The 20,135-nt window shown below is 46.4% G+C and carries 18 protein-coding genes, 4 tRNA genes and 1 pseudogene; 12 read left to right on the top strand and 11 right to left on the bottom strand.

Translation table 11 applies throughout. The annotated features are described in order from the left end of the window. Positions 1-77 precede the first annotated feature (77 nt). Positions 78-2,681 (bottom strand): sigma-54 interaction domain-containing protein, encoded by a 2,604-nt coding sequence (locus ABID99_RS16835; RefSeq protein ID WP_373614430.1) that lies wholly within the window; start codon positions 2,679-2,681, stop codon positions 78-80. Positions 2,682-3,086: 405 nt separating this feature from the next. Here ABID99_RS16835 and ABID99_RS16830 point away from each other — a divergent pair, with 405 nt between their 5' ends. Then, a complete protein-coding gene (locus tag ABID99_RS16830; RefSeq protein WP_373614429.1) occupies positions 3,087-4,502 on the top strand; it encodes a sigma-54-dependent transcriptional regulator in 1,416 nt (471 codons plus the stop codon). A 109-nt stretch (positions 4,503-4,611) separates the two neighbouring features. Here ABID99_RS16830 and ABID99_RS16825 read toward each other — a convergent pair whose 3' ends face one another. The 4 genes from ABID99_RS16825 to ABID99_RS16810 all read right to left on the bottom strand — a co-directional run bounded on the left by ABID99_RS16825 (position 4,612) and on the right by ABID99_RS16810 (position 7,849). Beyond that, the gene (locus ABID99_RS16825; protein WP_373614428.1) at positions 4,612-5,298 is read right to left on the bottom strand and encodes an alpha/beta hydrolase; all 687 of its coding nucleotides are present in this window, start codon (positions 5,296-5,298) and stop codon (positions 4,612-4,614) included. Positions 5,299-5,380: 82 nt separating this feature from the next. Next, positions 5,381-6,076 carry an alpha/beta hydrolase gene (locus ABID99_RS16820; protein WP_373614427.1) on the bottom strand — a complete coding sequence of 232 codons (696 nt, stop codon included), beginning with the start codon at positions 6,074-6,076 and terminating at the stop codon, positions 5,381-5,383. A gap of 134 nt (positions 6,077-6,210) precedes the next feature. After that, entirely contained in the window at positions 6,211-6,702 is a 492-nt protein-coding gene (locus tag ABID99_RS16815) for a Dps family protein (protein ID WP_373614426.1), read from the bottom strand. Positions 6,703-7,426: 724 nt separating this feature from the next. Beyond that, on the bottom strand, positions 7,427-7,849 hold the full coding sequence (locus tag ABID99_RS16810) for a hypothetical protein (RefSeq protein WP_373614425.1): 423 nt from the start codon (positions 7,847-7,849) through the stop codon (positions 7,427-7,429). Positions 7,850-7,953: 104 nt separating this feature from the next. On the opposite strand from ABID99_RS16810, the gene ABID99_RS16805 reads away from it, so the two are divergent. Together ABID99_RS16805 and ABID99_RS16800 are read left to right on the top strand one after the other, a co-directional pair. Continuing rightward, a complete protein-coding gene (locus ABID99_RS16805; RefSeq protein WP_373614424.1) occupies positions 7,954-8,550 on the top strand; it encodes a UPF0758 domain-containing protein in 597 nt (198 codons plus the stop codon). Between the two features lie 118 nt (positions 8,551-8,668). Then, entirely contained in the window at positions 8,669-9,265 is a 597-nt protein-coding gene (locus tag ABID99_RS16800) for a hypothetical protein (protein WP_373614423.1), read from the top strand. A gap of 123 nt (positions 9,266-9,388) precedes the next feature. On the opposite strand, the gene ABID99_RS16795 is transcribed toward ABID99_RS16800, so the two are convergent. Further along, on the bottom strand, positions 9,389-9,658 hold the full coding sequence (locus ABID99_RS16795; protein WP_373614422.1) for a hypothetical protein: 270 nt from the start codon (positions 9,656-9,658) through the stop codon (positions 9,389-9,391). A gap of 84 nt (positions 9,659-9,742) precedes the next feature. On the opposite strand from ABID99_RS16795, the gene ABID99_RS16790 reads away from it, so the two are divergent. From ABID99_RS16790 to ABID99_RS16765, 6 genes and pseudogenes are all read left to right on the top strand, one after another. After that, complete coding sequence (locus ABID99_RS16790) at positions 9,743-10,702, top strand: toprim domain-containing protein (RefSeq protein WP_373614421.1); 960 nt, start codon at positions 9,743-9,745, stop codon at positions 10,700-10,702. Between the two features lie 191 nt (positions 10,703-10,893). Next, positions 10,894-11,295 carry a plasmid mobilization relaxosome protein MobC gene (locus ABID99_RS16785; RefSeq protein WP_373614420.1) on the top strand — a complete coding sequence of 134 codons (402 nt, stop codon included), beginning with the start codon at positions 10,894-10,896 and terminating at the stop codon, positions 11,293-11,295. Positions 11,296-11,312: 17 nt separating this feature from the next. Then, positions 11,313-12,572 (top strand): relaxase/mobilization nuclease domain-containing protein, encoded by a 1,260-nt coding sequence (locus ABID99_RS16780; RefSeq protein WP_373614419.1) that lies wholly within the window; start codon positions 11,313-11,315, stop codon positions 12,570-12,572. A 117-nt stretch (positions 12,573-12,689) separates the two neighbouring features. Continuing rightward, entirely contained in the window at positions 12,690-14,675 is a 1,986-nt protein-coding gene (mobC, locus tag ABID99_RS16775) for a conjugal transfer protein MobC (RefSeq protein ID WP_373614417.1), read from the top strand. Between the two features lie 217 nt (positions 14,676-14,892). After that, positions 14,893-15,063 (top strand): hypothetical protein, encoded by a 171-nt coding sequence (locus ABID99_RS16770; protein ID WP_373614416.1) that lies wholly within the window; start codon positions 14,893-14,895, stop codon positions 15,061-15,063. Positions 15,064-15,157: 94 nt separating this feature from the next. Further along, a pseudogene (locus ABID99_RS16765) lies at positions 15,158-15,940 on the top strand (recombinase family protein); the annotation flags it as partial. A 736-nt stretch (positions 15,941-16,676) separates the two neighbouring features. On the opposite strand, the gene ABID99_RS16760 reads toward ABID99_RS16765, so the two are convergent. From ABID99_RS16760 to ABID99_RS16750, 3 genes are all read right to left on the bottom strand, one after another. Continuing rightward, a tRNA-Lys gene (locus tag ABID99_RS16760) sits at positions 16,677-16,749 on the bottom strand. Between the two features lie 87 nt (positions 16,750-16,836). Next, a tRNA-Lys gene (locus ABID99_RS16755) sits at positions 16,837-16,909 on the bottom strand. A 132-nt stretch (positions 16,910-17,041) separates the two neighbouring features. Next, positions 17,042-18,064, bottom strand: a complete 1,023-nt coding sequence (locus tag ABID99_RS16750; RefSeq protein WP_373614415.1) for a WD40/YVTN/BNR-like repeat-containing protein — start codon at positions 18,062-18,064, stop codon at positions 17,042-17,044. Between the two features lie 140 nt (positions 18,065-18,204). On the opposite strand from ABID99_RS16750, the gene ABID99_RS16745 reads away from it, so the two are divergent. Further along, positions 18,205-18,288 (top strand) — tRNA-Leu (locus ABID99_RS16745). Between the two features lie 63 nt (positions 18,289-18,351). Next, positions 18,352-18,435, top strand: a tRNA-Leu gene (locus ABID99_RS16740). 68 nt (positions 18,436-18,503) lie between these two features. Here ABID99_RS16740 and ABID99_RS16735 read toward each other — a convergent pair. Beyond that, positions 18,504-18,848, bottom strand: a complete 345-nt coding sequence (locus tag ABID99_RS16735) for a hypothetical protein (RefSeq protein WP_373614414.1) — start codon at positions 18,846-18,848, stop codon at positions 18,504-18,506. Between the two features lie 48 nt (positions 18,849-18,896). Continuing rightward, on the bottom strand, positions 18,897-19,364 hold the full coding sequence (locus ABID99_RS16730) for a terminase small subunit (protein WP_175489880.1): 468 nt from the start codon (positions 19,362-19,364) through the stop codon (positions 18,897-18,899). A gap of 175 nt (positions 19,365-19,539) precedes the next feature. Between ABID99_RS16730 and ABID99_RS16725 the strand changes: the two genes are divergently transcribed. Further along, positions 19,540-20,043, top strand: coding sequence for an antitoxin Xre/MbcA/ParS toxin-binding domain-containing protein (locus tag ABID99_RS16725; RefSeq protein ID WP_090523737.1), 504 nt, complete (start codon positions 19,540-19,542; stop codon positions 20,041-20,043). Positions 20,044-20,135: the final 92 nt, after the last annotated feature.

The raw sequence follows: 20,135 nt of genomic DNA, 5'->3' as shown, positions 1-20,135 counted from the left end.
CGGTGAAACAGCATCAGCAGGGGCTGCAACATGCAAGACAATCATGCAAACCTGTCGGGCGAAGTAAAATGTTCCCACTATTCTATTTTAGCATTTTTGGTGATACCGAGTTTTCTCATTTTGGAGTTTAGTGTTGATGGGGGGAGCTTTAATAGTTCGGCCGCGCCTCCTTTTCCGGATATCTTTCCGCTGCACTGCCGCAGGATATTAATGATGTGTTGTTTTTCAACGGATGCCAGGTTAATGGCGTGTTTATCCTGCCCGCCGGGTACAGTGTCGTTCAGATCCGGCAAAGATATTTTGGTTAGTATTTTACCGTTGGAAAGCAATATGCTTCGCTCGATCAGGTGTTCAAGCTCGCGGACATTTCCGGGCCAGTGGTAAGCTTTCAGCTCGTTTATGGCGGCAGCCGAGATACCGGTCACTTTACATCGGTGATTGTTGTTATATCTTTCAAGAAAGAAATGCGCCAGGGATGGAATGTCTTCACGCCGCTCACGCAAAGGAGGCATGGCGATAGGAAACACATTCAGCCGGTAGTAAAGGTCGGAACGAAATCGTCCGGCATTTACCTCCGCCAAAAGATTGCGGTTAGTTGCCGCGATTATCCGGACATCGACTTTGATAGAAGTTTTACCACCTAACCTTTCAAATTCCCGTTCCTGTAAAACGCGCAACAGTTTTACCTGGACTTCTAAGGGCAATTCGCCGATTTCGTCAAGAAACAGGGTGCCATGATGCGCAAGTTCAAACTTCCCGATCCTTCGCTCGAACGCGCCGGTAAATGCCCCCCGCTCGTAACCGAATAGCTCGGACTCTATTAGTGTCAGCGGAAGCGCTGCACAGTTCACTTTAACCATCAGCTTGTTCTTTCGCGGGGATGATTCGTGAATGCCACGGGCAATCAGTTCTTTACCCGTACCGGTTTCACCCTGAATAAGCACGGTTGCGTTGGAATGCGCTACCAGTGACATTAATTGATAAACACGTTGCATCGGCGGACTCGTCCCTATGATATCAGAAAAATTATAGATCGACTTGATTTGCTCCTGCAAATGTTCATTTTCAATTTCCAGTAGTTGCTTATACTGGATAAGCTGTTCGTTTGCCATAATATTCGACATGGCTATCGAAATCTGGGCGCACATGCTATCCATCATTTCGATATCCGGTTCATCTGAATCGACCCAGAAAATTCCCAGCTTTTGGGTTGCCGTCTGTAAGGGTGTCGCCACACATTTCTCTACGCTCATGCTTCTCCAGAATTGAAAATAGGAAGGTGCGTTTCCTTTATCGATCCATTCCTGCAAATCAAATACGATCGTGGCATTTCCCGCTAAAACAAGATCGGATATGCCATCCGCTATCGGATAAACGGCATCCAGCACGAAATAGTGGCCGAGCTCTTCAATAGCCGTTTTTACATGCTTGTCATATAAAAAAAGGCTCATGGTTTTTTGATCTTCATTGATTCCCCGGATCACGAACCTGGATATGCTGGATAACTGGCTGACTACTTTCTCTATCGCCTTGGTGAGGTCATCCTTATTACGGACTGCTGCAATATCGTGGCTTAATGAAAGCAGAAGCGCCCGGTGTTTTTCTTTACGTCCCAACTCTTCATTGGCCAGGATATTCGAAACGGTGGTAGCGAGGTGGCGGGAAATACACTGTGTAATGTGCCGGTCAAGAGGGTCAAACACGTTTTTTTTGTATGAAATAAGGATCAGTCCATACTTGGAATCGTTATTTTCCGAAAGGATCTTCAACATGATTTCGCCGCCATTATGCCTATCGGCCGGATCAAGGCATGGAGGGGCATCATGGAAATCGATATCTTCAACGTTGATAATGACCGGAGCGGTTGTATTGGCCGTTTGTTGCCAAACAGTTTCGTTGGTCATATTTGTCCGGATCCAGTCCAGCAGTTCCGGTTGCGGACCAAGGCTGGTCAGCAAGATGGTATCGCTGTTGCGGGGAGGGGCAAAAGTGATGATCAGGAACTCGTCAAAATGAAAAAGCTTTTTCAGATCACGTTCCATAACGAGATGAAGCTCTTGCCGCGTACGTATGGCAGATAAATCATAGCTGAAGTTTAAAAGCATATCATTGATCCATCCCCGGGGATCAAGCATTTCATGAATGATCGTATTGGATACTGCGTACGCCAGTTCTGTCGACAGACTATCCATAATATGGATAAATGTGCTGCTGAACGAGTTTGATTTGTCAGACCAGCAATAGCATATGCCCACGATGTCGCTTTTGATCTTCAGGGGAGTGACTAATACTTCCCTGAGGCCATAATCTATATTCACGCGCAACCAATAGGGAATGGGTTCGGCACAGGCAAAATCATTTAAGCAAACGATAAAACTGTTAGCAGCGACGATTGCATCACGGATGATCGGATCGTCTAAGGAGGCCCTGGCGTTTGAAAGTGCTTTGAATTCACTGAGGTTTCTTGCGCCTGATTTTTGATCTAGAAAGAAAGGAAAGTAGGTGTTGGTGCGATGGTCGACTGAATGGATGCGGACGCTGGAAAATTCGTTTACGCTATGCAACGAATCTGACAACAGTTTAATGAGGTCATTGCGTTCCCGCACATCCGCAATTTGCTTTCTTAATTCAGGGATGAAATGGGCAAAATTATTTTTCCATTCACTTTTAGGCTCTTTCATGGTCTTATTCTTTCGAAGAAAGCTCTTGAAAAACTTCTTCCAGGAGCAATTTTTTAAACAATCTATGCTGCTTCAGCAAAAAAATCATTGGTGATCATGATCTATTTTGCAAATAGCATGCCTTTTGGTAAGTTATTGAGAAGTAGAAAGTTGGCTTTGAGTTCGGGCTTTGGTTTGTTGATATAGCATCAAAACTGATTTGTTGTTTGGTGTTATATCAACAAACTTAAGAAAGGATTGTGTAAATGATCAGGGAAGTACTTTGGGAGCCTTTAAGCGGTTCATAGAATTGTCTGAAATTGCTTAATATTACTTGAAAATTAAGATTTGTGTAGTTAAAGATCGGCAAGATACACTGGCAGGCGAGATGAGTCCGGTCCGATCAAGAACTAAAGAATTATCAGGATGAAATACAAGGCTAAAATTCTGATCGTAGAAGATCAATACATGGAAGCTAATAATCTTGAGGTGATGTTGAGGAGGGCGGATTACCGGGTATGTACCGTTGCCAGGTCCGTTTCAGCTGCCGTTAAAATCATTGAGCAGGAAGGTCCCGACCTGGTGCTGCTTGATATTCAGCTCAAGGGAAGATTGAACGGGATCGATCTGGCTAAATTGCTTTCACGAAAAAATATCGCTTTTATATACCTCTCGGGAAACTCGAAACAGCAATTTCTTGATGCGGCGAAAATAACCCGGCCTTACGGCTTTCTGGCTAAGCCATACCGGGAAAAAGATATTCTGATCATGCTGGAGGTTGCCTTATATGCGCACCAGGAAAATCTCTATTTGACCAAGCAACGACTGGACGCCACTGCGGACCGGAATATGGATAACCAGGCATTCGCAGGCATGATCGGGCAGTCAGACCAAATCCGGGCCCTGCAACAACAAATGCTAAGGATCGCATCGTCCGATGTTTCGGTAATGATTTTTGGTGAAAGCGGCACCGGAAAGGAACTGATCGCACGCCATATTCATTTGTTGTCCACGCGGGCCAGGCAACCGTTAATTTGTATCAATTGTGCGGCATTGCCCCCAAGCCTGATCGAGTCTGAACTTTTCGGGCATGAAAAAGGCGCTTTCACCAACGCATTGGATAAACGGATCGGCCGGTTTGAGCAGGCCGATGGCGGGACGATCTTTCTCGACGAGATCGGCGAATTACCTGTTGATGTTCAGGCCAAGTTTTTAAGAGTATTACAGGAAAAGGAGATCGAAGTGATTGGTGGCAAAACCAAGAAGGTCAATGTTCGCGTTATCGCAGCGACTAATCGCAATCTTCAGGAGGATATAATTGCGGGTAGATTCCGGGCGGATTTGTATTACCGGCTCAACGTATTTCCACTGGTCTCACCGCCATTGCGTGAAAGAAAAGGGGATCTGCCGTTACTGATCGATCATTTCATTGCCAAAATAAGCAAAGTAGAAGGCCGTAGTGTTACCGGTATCAGTGATGTGGCGATGCGGGAGGCTCTGAATTATGATTGGCCGGGCAATATCCGCGAGCTCGAAAATGTGGTCCACCGCAGTATCCTGTTAAGCACGGCATCCATCATTTCGACATTTGGCCATCTTCCGGAGCCTGCAGGTAAAACTGCCATAGAAAAAAGTCATTTGAGGACGATAGAAGAAGTGGAACGTGATCATATCATCGCGGTGCTGGAAAAATGCAATTGGAAAGTATACGGGCCTGGAGGGGCGGCCGAAATATTGGGAGTAAAAGTGCCTACGCTTAATTCCCGGCTCAAGAAACTCCATATTGAGAAAGTCCGGGTCAAATCTTCTGACAAGGGTCTCAGAAGCCATCATAAAGGCTGATTACCGGAAATAATTGAAAGTATATAAGCTGTTCCGGTTACTTATTCATTTCTTTATACGCATAGAGATCGCTAAAGCGGTCTCTATGCGTATAATTGATATAAATTTGTTAAACAGCTGACACCGCCTCGCAGATCACATCAACAACGGCTTCGGGGTGAGATAACATTGGCACGTGGCTGCTTTTTATCTCGGTCACTTTTGCACCCATACGTTCAGAAACCCAACGCTGCAGCTCGGGATTTACCGTGTGGTCTTCGGTACATAGGATATACCAGCTTGGTTTGGTATCCCAGGTGATCTCCTTTATGCATTGCTGGTCAAACAACTCTACAGATGGTGCATAATGTGTCGCCCATACTACTTTTTGCTCGTCTTCCGGAAGGTCGCCGGCAAAGAATTCGGTTCCTGACGGAAGCATCCAAACGCGGCCGTCAGCCACTTCAATACGGGTGAAGATGTCAGACGGGAATTTTTTAAGCTGGCCATTAACCGTTTCACCCGGAGCAGGTGCCACTGCGGCAATGTATACCAATCCAACTACACGGTCATCACTTGCGGCGGCAGTGATTGTTGCACCGCCGTATGAGTGGCCAACCAGGATTACGGGGCTGCTTACGCGGCTGATCGTACGTTTAATTGCTGCGACATCATGGTCAAAGTTTGTCAGTCCGTATTGAACGGAGATTACTTCATGCCCGCGGGCAATCAGGATGGGGATGATCTTGTTGAAGCAGGAAGCATCGGCCCATATGCCATGGCATAATACGATTGAAGGTTTTTTCTGAGAGCTCATAATGATTAAATTTTAAGAATTTGATATGTTTTGTTTAAAGAAATTTTACTTTGTGGAAACTGGTAGCATTGCATGTGATTAATTAGCTGGCAACGCTTTCTGCTGCTTCGACAATAACCTGAGCTACCAGTTCCGGATGGGACATGAAGATGACATGGCTGCCTTTTATCTCCGTGATTTTGGTGTTTGAACGGCTGTACATATTGCGCTGAATATCGGGGTTAATGGTTTTGTCCTCAGTCGCGACGCACCCCCAGCAGGGTTTGTTTCTCCAGGCCGCGTTCGTAACTGGTGTCGCAAATGCGCTCGCGTAAAACGCGCCTTGTGAAGCGCACATAAACTCGGCTTTTTTTGCGTCGAGATCCGCACAGAAAGCGGCGTGGAATTTTTCTTTGGCGATATAAACGATCCCGTTATCATCCGGAGGGAGGATGCCGTTTTCCGGCAAAGGCGGCAGCGAAGAAATGCAATCCAGTGCTGACTGACCTTTATCGGGTTGTAAAGCTGCAACATATACTAAAGCTGCGGCGTTCGTGTGGCTTCCAGCCTCGGTGATCACGGTACCACCCCAGGAATGTCCGACCAGCACTGCTGGGCTGCCGATCCGGTCCAGAACGATGTTTACCTGTTCGACATCCGCCTCCAGGGAGCTCAAAGGATTTTGTACAATTAGAACATTAAAGCCTTTGACTGTCAGGTTGTGGTACAAGGCTTCATAACCAGAGCCGTCAGCAAATGCGCCATGGACGAGCACTACATTTTTGATTGGTGTTTTCATTGTCGCTAGATTTGTTATTGTAATAGGAGAGTGGATTAGATTTTTCAGTGTTAAAGGCGTGTTTTCTTTAGCCGGGACGATAGATTATATCCGAAGTATGAATTATTCCCGGTAACCCTGCCTGTTATCGATGATCAGATACTCGTGAGCTTGTCGTTCAAATGCGCGCTGAGCATCCAGGCCATTTTTTCATGCTCAACGATCAATGAGGTCAGGAAATCGCTGCTTCCATAATCTTTGTATTCGGTTGCAAACAGATCGATATTCGCTCTCAGGGTTATCATGAGGCTTTGATGGTCGTTTGACAGGTTTTTTATAAAAGATACTGCTGAATGATCACCTTGTATGGTTTCTGATAACCGGGCATGTTGCAGGAAATCTTTCAGCGAGGCCAGTGAGAAATGCCCCAGGGATCTGATGCGTTCTGCAATCCGATCTACGATTTCATCGATTTGAATGAATTGGCCTTCAAAAAATGCGTGCAACCCGTGAAATCCAATTCCCTCTACGTTCCAATGCGCATTTTTTGTTTTTGTAAAGAGCATGAACTCATCAGCCAATAGCTTTGATAATTCATCGACTACTTTTCTGGTGCTCGTTTCGCTAATCCCGATATTGATTTTCATACTTCCTGTTATGCTAATCCCATTCCAAGTTACATTGTATTGATTGTCAATTGCATAGGAAACGATAGCTCGAAAATATTTGCGACATTAGACGATTAAGCGGTCGAATTGTTGAAATATTGAAGATGATGGTATTGAATTAAAACAGTGATCACCGGAACTAAAAATCAAAGGTTGTGCGTGGCGAAACTGTTAACAAATACGGAAGCTAATGCGCTGACAGGCATGGGTTGCACATTAGTAATGATCGGGCGATGTGCTGTTGCTGATGTTGGATATACAAATGCGGCAAGAATAAATGAAAAATAAGATGAGCACTCCCCGTATTGTTCACGAGTAGCTAAAATAATAATTTGTTGGTACTAGGATCGGCGAAAAGCCAGTTCACCTATGCTCTGCGCGCTGTCGCGCACGCCGCTCCGGCTCACCCGCTTTTCGCCGCCGACGCAACAGCCTCCATTTTGGGTGCGCTTCGCCGGTGCAGGCGGCTATCGCCGACCTGCACCGCCCAAAATCATGGCCGTTGCTGTTTTATTTGGTGCGTTCTTTTAAAAATAATTCAGTTAATTTTTGCTGCGCACAATACATGCATGGTTCCTATGAGCAGGACGCGAAGAATCAGCAAGTCGATTATTTATATTTTCTGCGGGTGTCGATCCTGATCCTCATCAAGCTTCGTGACGATGCTGTTTTGAAGCGTAGGTGGTTTTCGGATTGATTTTAATCAGCAGAAGATTTCCTGTACGTTTTCCTCGATGTAAACCCTGCCGGTGGAGGTGATATGATACCCATAGTCGAAGCAGAAGTTAAATGTGCCGACTTCTGGCATTTCGTACTGGCTGGTAAAATATTTCAGGTTAAGGCCTTTGCCGAGCAGGTCGCGGAGCATGTAGGGTTCGTCTTTGTAAAGACTGTGCATCATCAGTAGCTCCCGGTTGCTTAATAATATTTCGTAGATCTTCCGGAAGTTGGGGCTGTCCCGGTGGTCTGCTTCGGGTTCCTTTTGGTTGTCTTTGCGCCTGCGGTTGTTATAGGCGGTCCGGCAAATATCATTGCAGAATTTGCGGTCGTCACGGCCTGCACCAAGCGGCTGGCCGCATTCAAGGCAGGCCTTTTCATTTGTGTTATTGAGGTTATAAGTTATCATTGGATCGGCTGGGTTTGAAACGTTTATAATCGTTTAAATAACAGTGTTGTGTCTTTTTTGATTGATTTACTGTGGAGTTTTGTGCTTTACTAATTCAAACGGTCATGGAAAAAGCACAGCGCACAACAAATTATCCCAACCTGGCGAGTGAAAATTTCGCTCATGGGAAGAAGCGTTATTTTATCGATGTGAAGAAGGCGGCGAATGACAGTCATTTTTTGCTGATCACCTCAAGTGAGCAGTATGGAGAAGGTGAATATCACCGGCAGACGGTCCAGCTCTGGGAAGAGGATCTGGGGATGTTTGTAGAAGGTTTGTCGATGGTGCTGCGCCGGTTGGCACATGGCGACCTGGCTACTGCGGAACCGGTGATGAAACTGGTCAAAGATGTTACGGGTATGGAGGCTGTGGCGCTGGAAGACAGGCCACGGGAGAAGCTGCATGCTTTTGGGGCAGCTGCGCTAAGTAATACGGAGTTGCTGGCGATCCTGTTTTGTACGGGCAGTTCAGAACTGTCGGTGCTGGATTTGTGCGGACAGGTGATGGCATCTATCGGTGGTGAGGCGGCGGGTTTGAGGAGGATGACGACGGAGCAGCTGTGCGCATTTAAAGGCGTTGGTGCGGCAAAAGCGGCCACGTTGCTGGCGGCGCTGGAGTTGGGGCGCCGGGCGTTCACTTCGTCCATCAGCCAAAGTTTTTAGGGCAGGCAAAGGTCGCGCGGGCACAACCTGTCCGTCAAGGGTCTATAAACCGGGGCTTTGCCCCGGCCCTTGACAGACAGGCCGTGCCGCGCGGTTGGGCCTTAAAAAACTTTAGCTTATGGAAAAGTTCGCATTAACCCTGCAATCCCGGCCCGACATCGATGAGCGCCTCGCCGGGCGCCTGGTGCCTTATGAGCGTGAAATATTGAATGAAATTGCGGCTGCTATCCGTTCGGGAAACCTGGAAACATTGCAATGGTTCGCCGGTTTTGGCGATAGCCTCAGGGCGATACTGATGAATGTTCATGCTTACCGGAAGGGGTTGGCGTTTGGTTTTACGGAGATCGCGTTTGATCAATATGGCTGGTTTGTCCGCCCGCGGTTTTTGGATTACGAAGTCGTAAAGTTAGGGAATATCGCCCTTTATGGCGAGTATAGCGAGATCCGTATTGGTCGCGGTGTTAACGGGATCTGGTCGTTTGCACTGAGCTATAGTTTTGGCTGCGCAGGCGGCGGCTCTGCCTTATCTGTTTATGATCCGCCATTTGCGAGCCGCGAGGCTGCGCTGACCACGGCGCTTAGTAAGCTGAAAGTGATGTTTACTGAAAAGATTGGTGCAACAGATACGACTAATTACAAACAGGATGTGATCTTAAAAACTTTGAAAGCCATTGAAGGGGCACAGGTTAATATGGTACAACTGAGCCTCTTTTAGGGGCTTGATTTTTTATTTTTCTTTCATCAATAAGGTGATCCGGCAGATTAATGAACGGATATTGGCTATCCGTTGGCAAGGCTGATTGACGGTAATTAAAAGGGGTGGTGCCCACCCCTGATTTTAAAATAATTTGATCTTTTCGCTCAGTTCTTTGAGCCCAGCCTTTTTCAGGCATTCATCAGAAAAGTTCCTGAGTTCTTCTACATCTGCCGGAGGAACCAGGGCCAGCAGGTTAGCTTTTGCCTGATCGGGTTGCAGGCCGTTTTCGATCACGCTGCTGAATAGTAATACAACCTTTCGACTAACCTTAAGGTCGATTTTCACGCCTTCATTCATCCCCGGTGTACATAACAGGGTTTCGTACACTGTTCCCAACACATCTTTTGCCATGTCGTAAAATTTAAATGGTTAAATAATGGGACAAAGCTAAGGTGTAGCATCGAAACGATCCTGTTCAAAATTTAGTCGGGATGTGTGGATGTCGTTTGGCCGCTTTACTTTTGGTTGTTCGTGATGATGGGGGAGATGGATATGGAAGCGGAACGGATGTCATTGGATCAGATCAGGGCGCTGGATATAGTGGCCTGGCTGGCGGGTCTGGGCTTTGAGCCGGAAGTGGTGAAAATGGGTTGTGAGTACTGGTACCGGTCGCCTTTACGGGAGGAGGCGGACGCCAGTTTCAAGGTCAACCAGCGGCTGAACCGCTGGTATGATTTCGGGCTGGCTGCGGGTGGTAACCTGGTGGATCTGGGGTTGCGTTATTTTGGCTGCACGGTTAGTGAACTGCTGGTGCGGTTTAATAATGGTGAGGGGGCTGGCGGGCAGGTGCTGCACACCAGGAAGCCGGTGGTTGCGGAGCCGCAATTGGTGGTTAATAATGTGCGGCCGATCTTTTCTTTCCCGTTCAAGAATTACCTGCATGAGCGGGGTATCCCGGTGGCGGTTGCGGATGAGTTTTGTGTGGAGGTTCGCTATAAGGTGGGCGGTCACGAATTGTATGGCATCGGGTTTAAAAATGATGCCGGGGGGTATGAGATCCGGAGCAAGATTGCTAAGTGCTGTTGCTCGCCAAAAACGATCACAACTTATAATTATGGGGCGCCTTCGGTGCAGGTTTTCGAGGGCTTTTTTGATTTGCTTTCCTGGCGGGTATTGCACCCTTATGATGATCCCCGGGCGACGAACCTGGTGGTGCTGAACAGCGCGGCTTTGTTCGGGCGGGCGCTGCCTTTTCTGGAATCGCATGAACGGGTGCATCTATGGCTGGACAATGATGCTACCGGTAAGCGTTACCGGAGCGAGGCCCTGGCTTTGGGAAAGCGTTATTGGGATGAGAGCGGTTTTTACAGCCAGTTTAAGGATTTAAACGAGTGGCTCTGCCGTAAGGGGTTGGTGCCGGAACAGCGTCAACGCCTGAAGGTCGGCGGTTTGTGAAGCGGGTAGGCGGTTTATTCTTTTTCCCCTCGCCAGCCCGTGGTTTGAGTTTGCCTTGTGCGCAAACGGCAAGATGTATAGTTGTCTTACAACTATTTCCTGCCGCCCTCGGAACTCGGGCGGCTTCGTGTGGAGAAATTGAGCTGTTATTGGGTGTCTATACTGATTTTGGGCTGTTTTAATTGGATGTGATGGATGAGGTAAAAGCGCAGAAAAAGACGGGTCGCTGGAGGGTGATCAACTTTCGGCTAACGACCGAGGAGTATGATTTGCTGTCTGGGCGCTGGAAGCAAACGACGCTGAAAAAGCTGAGTGCTTATGTCCGGCAGGTATTGTTCGGGCGGAAGCTGACGGTGAAAACGCGCAATGTTTCGGCGGATGAGCTGGTGGCGGAATTGGTGCTGCTGAAGAAAGAGCTGAATGCTATCGGCGTGAATTTTAACCAGGCGGTACACCGGCTGCATACGCTCGATCATGCGCCGCAGATGCAGGATTGGCTGCGGCGCTGGGATGCGGATAAGGTGGTTTTATTTAAGCAGTTGTCGGCCATATATGCGCGGATGGCGGTGATCGAATCGGCGTGGTTGCAGTAATCCATAACAGCACTTCGATGACCCGGGTGATCAGCTATAATGAGCATAAAGTTAAAACGGATCAGGCCGACCGGCTGGAGGCTTCGGGCTTTCTGAAACATCCTTCTTTATTGGGTTTTACGGAGTTGCTGCGGCGCTTTGAAAAGCTGACGGAATTGAACCAGCGGACGAGGGTAAATAGTCTGCATATCTCGTTGAATTTCGATCCTTCGGAGCAGCTTTCGGAAGACAAATTGCTGGCGATTGCGCGCGACTACCTGGAACGGATCGGCTTTGGGGAGCAGCCGTTTTTAGTCTACCGGCACCGGGATGCAGGGCATCCGCACCTGCATTTGGTGACAACGAATATCCGGCCGGATGGCAGTGCGATTACCCTGCATAAACTGGGTGTGAACAAGTCGGAGCCGGCGAGGCTTGCAATGGAGGAAAAGTATGGCTTGGTGCCGGCGGAAAGTAAACAAAGACGGGCCGTGTTAAAGCCCGAGGCTATTGACGCCACGCGGGTATTGTATGGGAAATCGGAGACGAAAAAAGCTATTGGCAGGGTGCTGTGTTTTGTGCTGAAGGAGTATAAGTTCGCGTCTCTGCCGGAATTGAATGCGGTGCTGGGTTTGTATAACGTGGTGGCCGATCCGGGTGCGGTGGATAGCCGGGTCAGGCGGCAGGAGGGGCTGGTGTTCCGCGTGCTGGATGCGGATGGGAATAAGGTGGGTACGCCGCTTAAAGCGAGTTTATTTGCGGGTAAGCCTGTTTTGAAAAACCTACGGGCTAAGTTTGAACGGAATAAGGTTAAACCAGTTGAGGGACAACGGCATTTGCGGACGGTTATCGACCTGGCTTTGTCGGGAAGAGAGCTGGAATTGGATGCGTTAAAAGCGGTTTTGCAAAAAGAGGGTATTGATCTGGTTTTGCGGCAGAATGAGGCAGGGCTGGTTTACGGGATCACGTATGTGGATCATGTTCACCGGGTGGCGATGAATGGTAGTGAGCTGGGAAAAAACTATAGTGCCAAAGCGATGCTGGAGCGCTGCAAAGGTCTGGTTGCGAGTGAGGGGAAAAAACAAAGCGGCGAGGCGCAGCGGCCGGGTGGCGGGGCATGGCGGGTCGGCGAACCGGTGCACGGGTATGGTGGATATGGGAGGGCTGGCGAGGGAAAAAGAGAACCTGCGGCCGGGTTGGTGGAGGTATTGCTGGATACCGGTTACCAGCCGGAGGCGATGGACTGGGAGTTGAGACGCACGAAGCGTAAGAAAAAACGGCGTTTGTCGCCGGGGTAGTTCCTGAATTTTTTGGTGTTGAGCAGGCCGTTTTTCCGGTGAGGAAAAGCTGGCAGGCTATTGTTGTGCCCAAATTTTCGGGTGAGAGTTGAGGATTGATCAGGTGAGGAGGATAAGATGCAGACGGGAGAGAATGATCAGGCCATGCGCCAGATCCTGGATATGACGCGGCTGATTGCAATTGTGCTGTTGGCTTTACACTTTTATGTGGTTTGTTATGGGGCGTTTGCCGGATGGCGGCTGACGGCGCCATTAGTGGATCGCATGCTCGAAAATGTGGGGCGAACGGGTTTGCTGGATGGGTTTAACCGGCCTAAGTTTTTCGCACTGGGGTTCCTGGTGATCGCGTTGATCGGGGTGCGGGGGAAGAAGGATGAAAAGCAGACCTGGAAGACGGCAGCGCTTTATCTGGCGGTTGGGCTGGTGCTGTTTTTTGGGAGTGAGCTGGTCTTGCTGACCAGAGGTAATCTGCAGTTGGTGGCTGCTGGCTATATGGGGCTTTGCAGCCTCGGTTTCCTGTTGTTCCTGAGCGGCGGGACGATGCTATCGCGGATCATCCGGGACAGGCTTTCGGGGGATATTTTTAACCGGGACAACGAGACTTTTCCGCAGGAGGAGCGGCTGCTGGAAAATGAGTTTTCGGTGAACCTGCCGACGCGTTACCGGTTGCGGGGGAAATGGCGGGTTGGCTGGCTGAATATTATCAACCCCTTCCGTTCGACGGCGGTGATCGGTAGTCCGGGGGCGGGTAAGAGTTATTTCCTGATCCGGCATTTTATTACGCAACATATCCGCAAGGGCTTTGCGATGTTCGTGTATGATTTCAAGATGCCCGACCTCTCGGTCATCGCTTATAATACCTGGCTGAAATATAAGGGTGGTTATAAGGTCACGCCGGATTTCTATAGTATCAATTTTGATGACCTGGCGCACAGCCATCGCTGCAACCCGCTGGATCCTTCGGCGATGCACGATATCACCGATGCGGTGGAATCTGCGCGGACGATCCTGCTGGGGCTGAACCGGGAATGGGTGAAGAAGCAGGGGGACTTCTTTGTGGAATCACCGATTAACTTTTTGACGGCGATTATCTGGTTTCTGCGGCGTTACCAGGACGGCGAGTTTTGCACACTGCCGCATGTGGTCGAGTTGATGCAGGCGGAATATGATAAGCTGTTTACGGTGCTGCGCACGGAACAGGAGATCGATGTGCTGATCAACCCTTTTGTCAGCGCTTACCTGCGGGACGCGGTAGAGCAACTGGAGGGGCAGATCGCTTCGGCGAAGATCACCATGTCACGGATTGCGTCACCGCAGCTGTATTATATCCTGTCGGGCAACGAGTTTACGCTGGATATCAACGACCCTGCCAAACCGAAGATCGTTTGCATGGGCAACAACCCGCAGAAAATACAGATCTACGGGGCGGTGCTGTCGCTTTTTGTGAACCGCCTGCTGAAGATCATCAACCAGAAAAACCGGTTGAAGTGCAGTTTGATTTTGGATGAGTATCCCAGCCTGGTGGCGGATGTAATTTCTACGATTGCAACCGGGCGAAGTAACCTGATCAGTACCTGTTTGGGGATACAGGATGCCAGTCAGTTGCGCAAGGAGTATGGCCGTGAAGCGGCCGATGTGATCATGAATATTGTCGGCAATATGGCGGTAGGGCAGGTGGCGGGCGATACCGCCAAAATGGTTTCCGAAAAAATCGGGCGGATCATGCAGGACCGGGAGAGTTTATCTATCAACCGGAGCGATACTTCGATCAGCCGGTCTAAGCAGTTGGAAGCGGCGGTGCCGGCCTCGCGGATCTCGGCATTGAGTTCAGGTGAGTTCGTTGGGTTGGTTGCGGATAACCCTGATGAAAAGATTGAACTGAAGGCCTTTCATTGTGAGATTGTGAACGACCATGAGGCTTTGAAGAAAGAGGCGGATGGCTATAAACCGATACCGGCTGTGCGGGTGATCAATGCGGGTATCGTCCAGCGTAATTATTTGCAGATCAAACAGGATGTCAGGGAAATTATCGAGGAGATATTTGAACGGTTATTGAATGATCCGGCGAAGGCTCATCTGGTGATCAGGAAAAGCACCAGATGACAACTGATAAGCGATCAACTGTCGAATTTCAAGGGATAATTCAAATACGCATGATGGCTTCAATGTTGAATATAAATTTTAAAGTAGAGCTTCTCCCAAGTCCAGTCGTAGAAACTTATTGGTGAAGTTGTATTTAACATGTTTACAGATTGAACAAGGAGAAGACAAACGCTGAATCTATTTTTATTATCAGCTTATAGTTCGAAGAATTAAAATTATGATTTGGGAAAACGAGGGTGAAAAGATTTCTATTCCAAAAGCAATATCGATACTTGAAAAGGATGGTATTAAGGTAAATGAAGATCAGGCAAAAATAATAGTCGATTTTCTCACTGTAATGGCAAATATCGTAGTGGCGCAATATTTAAGAAAAGAAAGAAGTGATTAGTTTATTTTGTAAATCCTAATTTTAATAGTAATTAAAGGTTTATAATAGCACGAAACAAAGTGTTTTAGACGTTAATATTTCAAATGAAGCTACAATGAAACGTATCGCCAACTTGTACATCCGCGTTAGCACTGACGAACAAGCTGAGAAGGGGTTTTCCCAACGGGATCAGGCAGAACGCTTAATAAAATATTGTCAAGTCAACGGAATCGAAATTTCAGAATTGATTTACGAAGATCACTCAGCCAAAACATTCAACAGGCCGGAATGGAAAAGAATGTTGACCGATATTAAAAAGTCTTCCTGTAAAGTTAATCTAATCTTATTCACGAAATGGGATCGGTTTAGCAGGAATACTGGCGATGCTTACCAAATGATCAGTATTTTGACACGGTACGGGGTTGAACCCCAGGCGATAGAACAGCCTTTGGATATGGAAATTCCCGAAAGTAAAATGATGCTTGCAGTTTACCTGGCTGCACCAGAGGTGGAAAATGACCGAAGGGCATTGAATGTATTTTACGGGATGAGGCGAGCACGTAAAGAAGGAAGATATATTTCGACAGCACCAGTGGGATACATTAACCGGCATACTGAAGATGGTAAAAAATACATCGCAATACATGAGAGTGAAGGAAATATACTGCGCTGGGCGTTTTCGGAATTGGCTAACGGAAAAACAAGTACCGAACAGGTTTGGAAAGCAGCCCGGGAGAAAGGGCTAACCAGGGGAAGCAAAAATAATTTTTGGGTTGCTATCAGAAACCCACTTTATTGTGGTAAAATCTTTGTTCCAAAATTCAAGGGCGAAGAAGCGTATTTCGTACCAGGGCAACATGAGGCTCTTATCTCTGAAGAGTTGTTCAACGAAGTCCAATTGGTTTTGGACGGAAAGACAAAAAACCAACGTCCTAAACAGGCTATCGATGACAATTTGCCATTAAGAGGATTTTTAATTTGTCCTAATTGTAATAAGATGCTCACTGGAAGTGCGTCAAAAGGCCGTAGCAGATACTACTATTATTACCACTGCAGCTCCGAATGTGGCGTAAGGTTTAAAGCAGAATATGTAAACATTGAATTTAAAAAAGAGCTCAGAAAGTATACAACCACATTACCAAATCTAACGCTATACAGAGAGGCCATTAAGATTAGCTACAAGTCTCAGACTGCCGCAACACGGCAAATATCGGATTTATTAAAAAAACAGTTAGCGGATGTTAATTCAAAATTGTCAAAGGCGAGAGATCTCTTGCTGTCGGATGCAATAGGGGCAGACGATTTTAAAGTCATTAAAACAGATTGTGAAAGTAAAATAGCACTATTCGAAGAGCAGCTATTCTTAAAACCTAAAAATGCGCCAGATTTGGCTCCTCTATGGGAAATGGCCATTTCAAGCCTTTCTAACATAGAAAAAGTTTATGAAGAAGGCACAATCGAAGAGCAACGACTTATAATTGGTTCGATGTTCCCCGAAAAATTGACATTCGACGGAACACAACATCGAACCGCACGTGTTAATGAAATTGCAAAAATTATCTCTTTGATTGACAGTAGTTTCGGTGGGAAAAAAAATGGGACAAGTCGTGGCTTTTTTGACTTGTCCCAAGAGGTGATCCCGCTGGGACTCGAACCCAGGACCCCAACATTAAAAGTGTTATGCTCTACCGGCTGAGCTACGGAATCATTCTTTAAATTTTTCGCTTACTAAGGCGTGGCTGTTTAAAGGCAGCTTTTGTTTTTAAATAAAAAAGCCTCTTTTCAAAGGCTTTGTGATCCCGCTGGGACTCGAACCCAGGACCCCAACATTAAAAGTGTTATGCTCTACCGGCTGAGCTACGGAATCATTCTTTAAACTTCTTGGTTCGGTTAACCGTTTCCGTTTAAAGTGGTGCAAATATAGGGTTCTTAATTATTCCCTGCAAGCTATTTTTTAAATTAATGTTAAGGTTTTTTTAAGCCGTTAAAAACCAGTAAACTACAATTTTAGAACGGCTATTTTACCACTATTCCCGGCTAATAATACAAGCTTACCATGTTTTGCCTTACGGCAAACGTTAAAACTTGTGCTATCTATTTGTTTCCATGTTTGGCCGCCGTTTGTTGTAATATTGCTCCCGGGTGTGCCTGTAGAAAGAAACATTCCGGATTTTATGAGCTCAACACTTGATTGAAAACCTGCCGGCCCTGTTTGGGGTTGTGTAAATGTGAGGACAGGGTGAACCGCCAGGATAGTCGCCACTGAATCTGTTTTTTTTTCACTGGCATAATCACCTCCGACAATAATGCCGGCATTTTGCCCTATCGATATTGAAAAAGCGCCTTCACTGCTTTTTCCATGTGTAAGAGAAAGGTTTGAATACTGCCATTGGTTATTATAAGGCTGCAAGGAAATAAGCCTGGCGTTGCTACCTCCTGAAACGATGTATATTGCCTCTTTGCCTGATACTCTCAGACATGTGCCGCTTGCGGCAAATGATGCCTCTCCGGGCAATGCATCCGGGGCATTTTTTGACTCGTTCCAGGTTTCACCGCCGTCTTTGGTTTCCAGTAATAAAAATTTATTGTTGATCGGGTCGCCTAATATGTAGCCATGAAGGTTATCGGCAAAATCCATGGCGTCTAAAAAATAGGTGGTATCTGTTTTTCGATATTTTTCCTGCCAGGTTTGGCCGCCATCAACCGTTTTTAAGATGAGGGACGGCGTGCCCGAACTCATGATCACGGCTTCCTGATCATTGAATGCTTCGATATCCCGAAAGTCGGATTTTTCATATCCCTTTATTTGTTGCCAGCTCCAGGTTTTGCCGCCATCGTTTGTTTTGGCGATGTATCCTTTGCTGCCGCTTATCCATGCCGTATTATCATCAACTACAGATAAACCACGGATGCTTGTTGGCTTATCCTGTTGTAAAACGGTAATAGTTTGTGCTTTCAGGACAGAATTGAACCACAAAGAAAAAAGTAGGGTACCTGAAATAAAAATGCGGTTTAGTTTCATTACGTTTGATATAAAGAGTTTTATGAAACCTAAGTTAGATTTTCAAAGGCCGTTAAACAACATAATATTGATTTTTTAATTTATTAAGTTGCAATTTGCCGGAAACGATTATATTTGCACGCTTGTTAATAAAACGATAAGCCCGGATGGCGAAATTGGTAAACGTTGCGGTCTCAGAAGCCGTTGAGAATTGTCTCTTGAGAGTTCGAGTCTCTCTTCGGGCACGCCTTTTTTAAAGTAAGAAAAATTAGAATGTGAGAATTGAAAGATTCTCACATTTTTTAAAAGCCCAGGTGGCGAAATTGGTAGACGCACCATCTTGAGGGGGTGGCATTCGTAAGGATGTACGAGTTCGAATCTCGTTCTGGGCACACCTCTTAAACAATGTATTTAAGATCTCTTCCCGTCTTTTAATCCACGGACTTCCTGCTGTAAAACATTAACTGCTACCGTTGAGAAACTCGAAAATACGGTCGCTTTTATTATAGCTTTTAATTTTTGCCTGTAATACCGGCGAAGAGCTGTATATATTTAGAGCATCGCGCAGGGCGCCTGCTTTAAGGTTAGGGATATCCTGTCCAACTATGGTGATCACCTGTTTGGGGTTTTCGCAGGCAAGGCAAAACAGCGCCTGCTCAATGGCAAATGTTTTACCGCTGCTGGTGCCTCCCTGGTTAATTACCACATGCGCGGTTGAAAGATAATTTTGTTTGAACAGGACAGAGCAGTGAAAACCTTCCGGTTCTTTAAATGGAATGTCGGTGATTATTTCTTCATCGGTCATTGTTACTGATTTTAATCTGATAGCTGAGGTTGCAAACGGGTACCGGAGTTATAGTTTTACTTCTTTTTCGCTGCCGGCAGGGGGAGGTCCTGAGCTAAAGACCTTTACTGTTAAAATGTTCCCTGCTTCTGTATTTGGTAATTGATCATGTTTTTCGCTCCACCCCATATTTTTTAGCGCGAACATTGCCCCGGTTACATTTTGGTGCAGATGGGCTTCATAGCAGGCTTCTACGCGTAAAACGCCCTGTTTAACTGCCTGTGAAAACGGGCCGTGCTGTACATAAGTATAAAACTCCTGCCGGCTGCTAAAGCCAAGGGCAAGGGCCAGCCCTGATAATGTTGCAGGTTCGGGTTCACGGTCCCAAACCTTTTGTTCAATAGTTTCTGCATTGTCTTTACTGTTTTTTACCGGTTTTTGTTCAATATGATATTTCCCCTTTATATAGGCGAAATATTTGTCAATAAGCCGCTCAACCTGGGCCGCGTTATCAAAGGAAGATATATAGGGCTTCATTATGTTGTAAATGCCGATTGGCATAAAGAATAATCAAATGTCGGGAATATTTTTTACAATTGCTAATTTTATTGGTGATTTTTTATTTAAGCAGATATAAGTGGATAGGCATAGGCGGTGGAATAAATAAAATGTAAATATTTTCTTTTTTAATAGAAAATATTTACATTTGTGTATGAGCAAAGCAATTAAACGTAATACAGCTATTGAAGGCAGGCAAGGGCAGGCTGCATCCCGCCCGTATGTATTTACCGATGCGCCTATGCAGGTTTTTAATGATCTGCTGATGCCTTATGAAACCTATTTTAAATCGCCTTTGGCCAAGCTTGGGGCTATAAAACAAGGGTTGCGTTCAAATTCCATCACTGATTTAGTAAAGGTAACCGGTGCTACTCAAAGTGATATTGCCAAATGGTTGCATATAACCGAGCCTACTTTGCGTAAGCATTTACAAAGCACACATGAGCTAAACCAGGGGCTGAGTGAGCACATCATTCAACTGTTTGAGCTTTTTGACAAGGGCCTGGATACCTTTGGCTCCCTTGATGAGTTTAAAGGCTGGCTAAAACATTATAATCCGGGTATTGATGCTATCCCATTTGATTTACTCGATACCATAACAGGCATTGGTATTGTAATAAGTCAGCTTATCCGTATTGATTACGGTGTGCTTGCCTAAAAATAATTATTGAATTAATGATTTAGTGAATTATTGATTGCATTTTTAACGCAAATTTATGATCACTAAATAGGTTATTAATCTTTCCTTCT

Origin of the sequence: Mucilaginibacter sp. OAE612 (genome assembly GCF_041806395.1) — a bacterium.
GTDB classification, from domain to species: domain Bacteria; phylum Bacteroidota; class Bacteroidia; order Sphingobacteriales; family Sphingobacteriaceae; genus Mucilaginibacter; species Mucilaginibacter rubeus.
The sequence above is the reverse complement of the archived record's forward strand: the minus strand, read 5'-3'. Positions and strand labels throughout refer to the sequence as shown.

What these genes read in the sequence shown, in the direction of transcription:
- ABID99_RS16785 (WP_373614420.1), top strand. Translation starts at nt 10,894, where the DNA reads ATGGATGAGGTAAAAGCGCAGAAAAAGACGGGTCGCTGGAGGGTGATC.
- ABID99_RS16770 (WP_373614416.1), top strand. Translation starts at nt 14,893, where the DNA reads ATGATTTGGGAAAACGAGGGTGAAAAGATTTCTATTCCAAAAGCAATA.
- ABID99_RS16795 (WP_373614422.1), bottom strand. Translation starts at nt 9,658, where the DNA reads ATGGCAAAAGATGTGTTGGGAACAGTGTACGAAACCCTGTTATGTACA.
- ABID99_RS16730 (WP_175489880.1), bottom strand. Translation starts at nt 19,364, where the DNA reads ATGAAGCCCTATATATCTTCCTTTGATAACGCGGCCCAGGTTGAGCGG.
- ABID99_RS16805 (WP_373614424.1), top strand. Translation starts at nt 7,954, where the DNA reads ATGGAAAAAGCACAGCGCACAACAAATTATCCCAACCTGGCGAGTGAA.
- ABID99_RS16835 (WP_373614430.1), bottom strand. Translation starts at nt 2,681, where the DNA reads ATGAAAGAGCCTAAAAGTGAATGGAAAAATAATTTTGCCCATTTCATC.
- ABID99_RS16750 (WP_373614415.1), bottom strand. Translation starts at nt 18,064, where the DNA reads ATGAAACTAAACCGCATTTTTATTTCAGGTACCCTACTTTTTTCTTTG.
- ABID99_RS16780 (WP_373614419.1), top strand. Translation starts at nt 11,313, where the DNA reads ATGACCCGGGTGATCAGCTATAATGAGCATAAAGTTAAAACGGATCAG.
- ABID99_RS16800 (WP_373614423.1), top strand. Translation starts at nt 8,669, where the DNA reads ATGGAAAAGTTCGCATTAACCCTGCAATCCCGGCCCGACATCGATGAG.
- ABID99_RS16810 (WP_373614425.1), bottom strand. Translation starts at nt 7,849, where the DNA reads ATGATAACTTATAACCTCAATAACACAAATGAAAAGGCCTGCCTTGAA.
- ABID99_RS16815 (WP_373614426.1), bottom strand. Translation starts at nt 6,702, where the DNA reads ATGAAAATCAATATCGGGATTAGCGAAACGAGCACCAGAAAAGTAGTC.
- ABID99_RS16735 (WP_373614414.1), bottom strand. Translation starts at nt 18,848, where the DNA reads ATGACCGATGAAGAAATAATCACCGACATTCCATTTAAAGAACCGGAA.
- ABID99_RS16825 (WP_373614428.1), bottom strand. Translation starts at nt 5,298, where the DNA reads ATGAGCTCTCAGAAAAAACCTTCAATCGTATTATGCCATGGCATATGG.
- ABID99_RS16725 (WP_090523737.1), top strand. Translation starts at nt 19,540, where the DNA reads ATGAGCAAAGCAATTAAACGTAATACAGCTATTGAAGGCAGGCAAGGG.
- ABID99_RS16820 (WP_373614427.1), bottom strand. Translation starts at nt 6,076, where the DNA reads ATGAAAACACCAATCAAAAATGTAGTGCTCGTCCATGGCGCATTTGCT.
- mobC (WP_373614417.1), top strand. Translation starts at nt 12,690, where the DNA reads ATGCAGACGGGAGAGAATGATCAGGCCATGCGCCAGATCCTGGATATG.
- ABID99_RS16830 (WP_373614429.1), top strand. Translation starts at nt 3,087, where the DNA reads ATGAAATACAAGGCTAAAATTCTGATCGTAGAAGATCAATACATGGAA.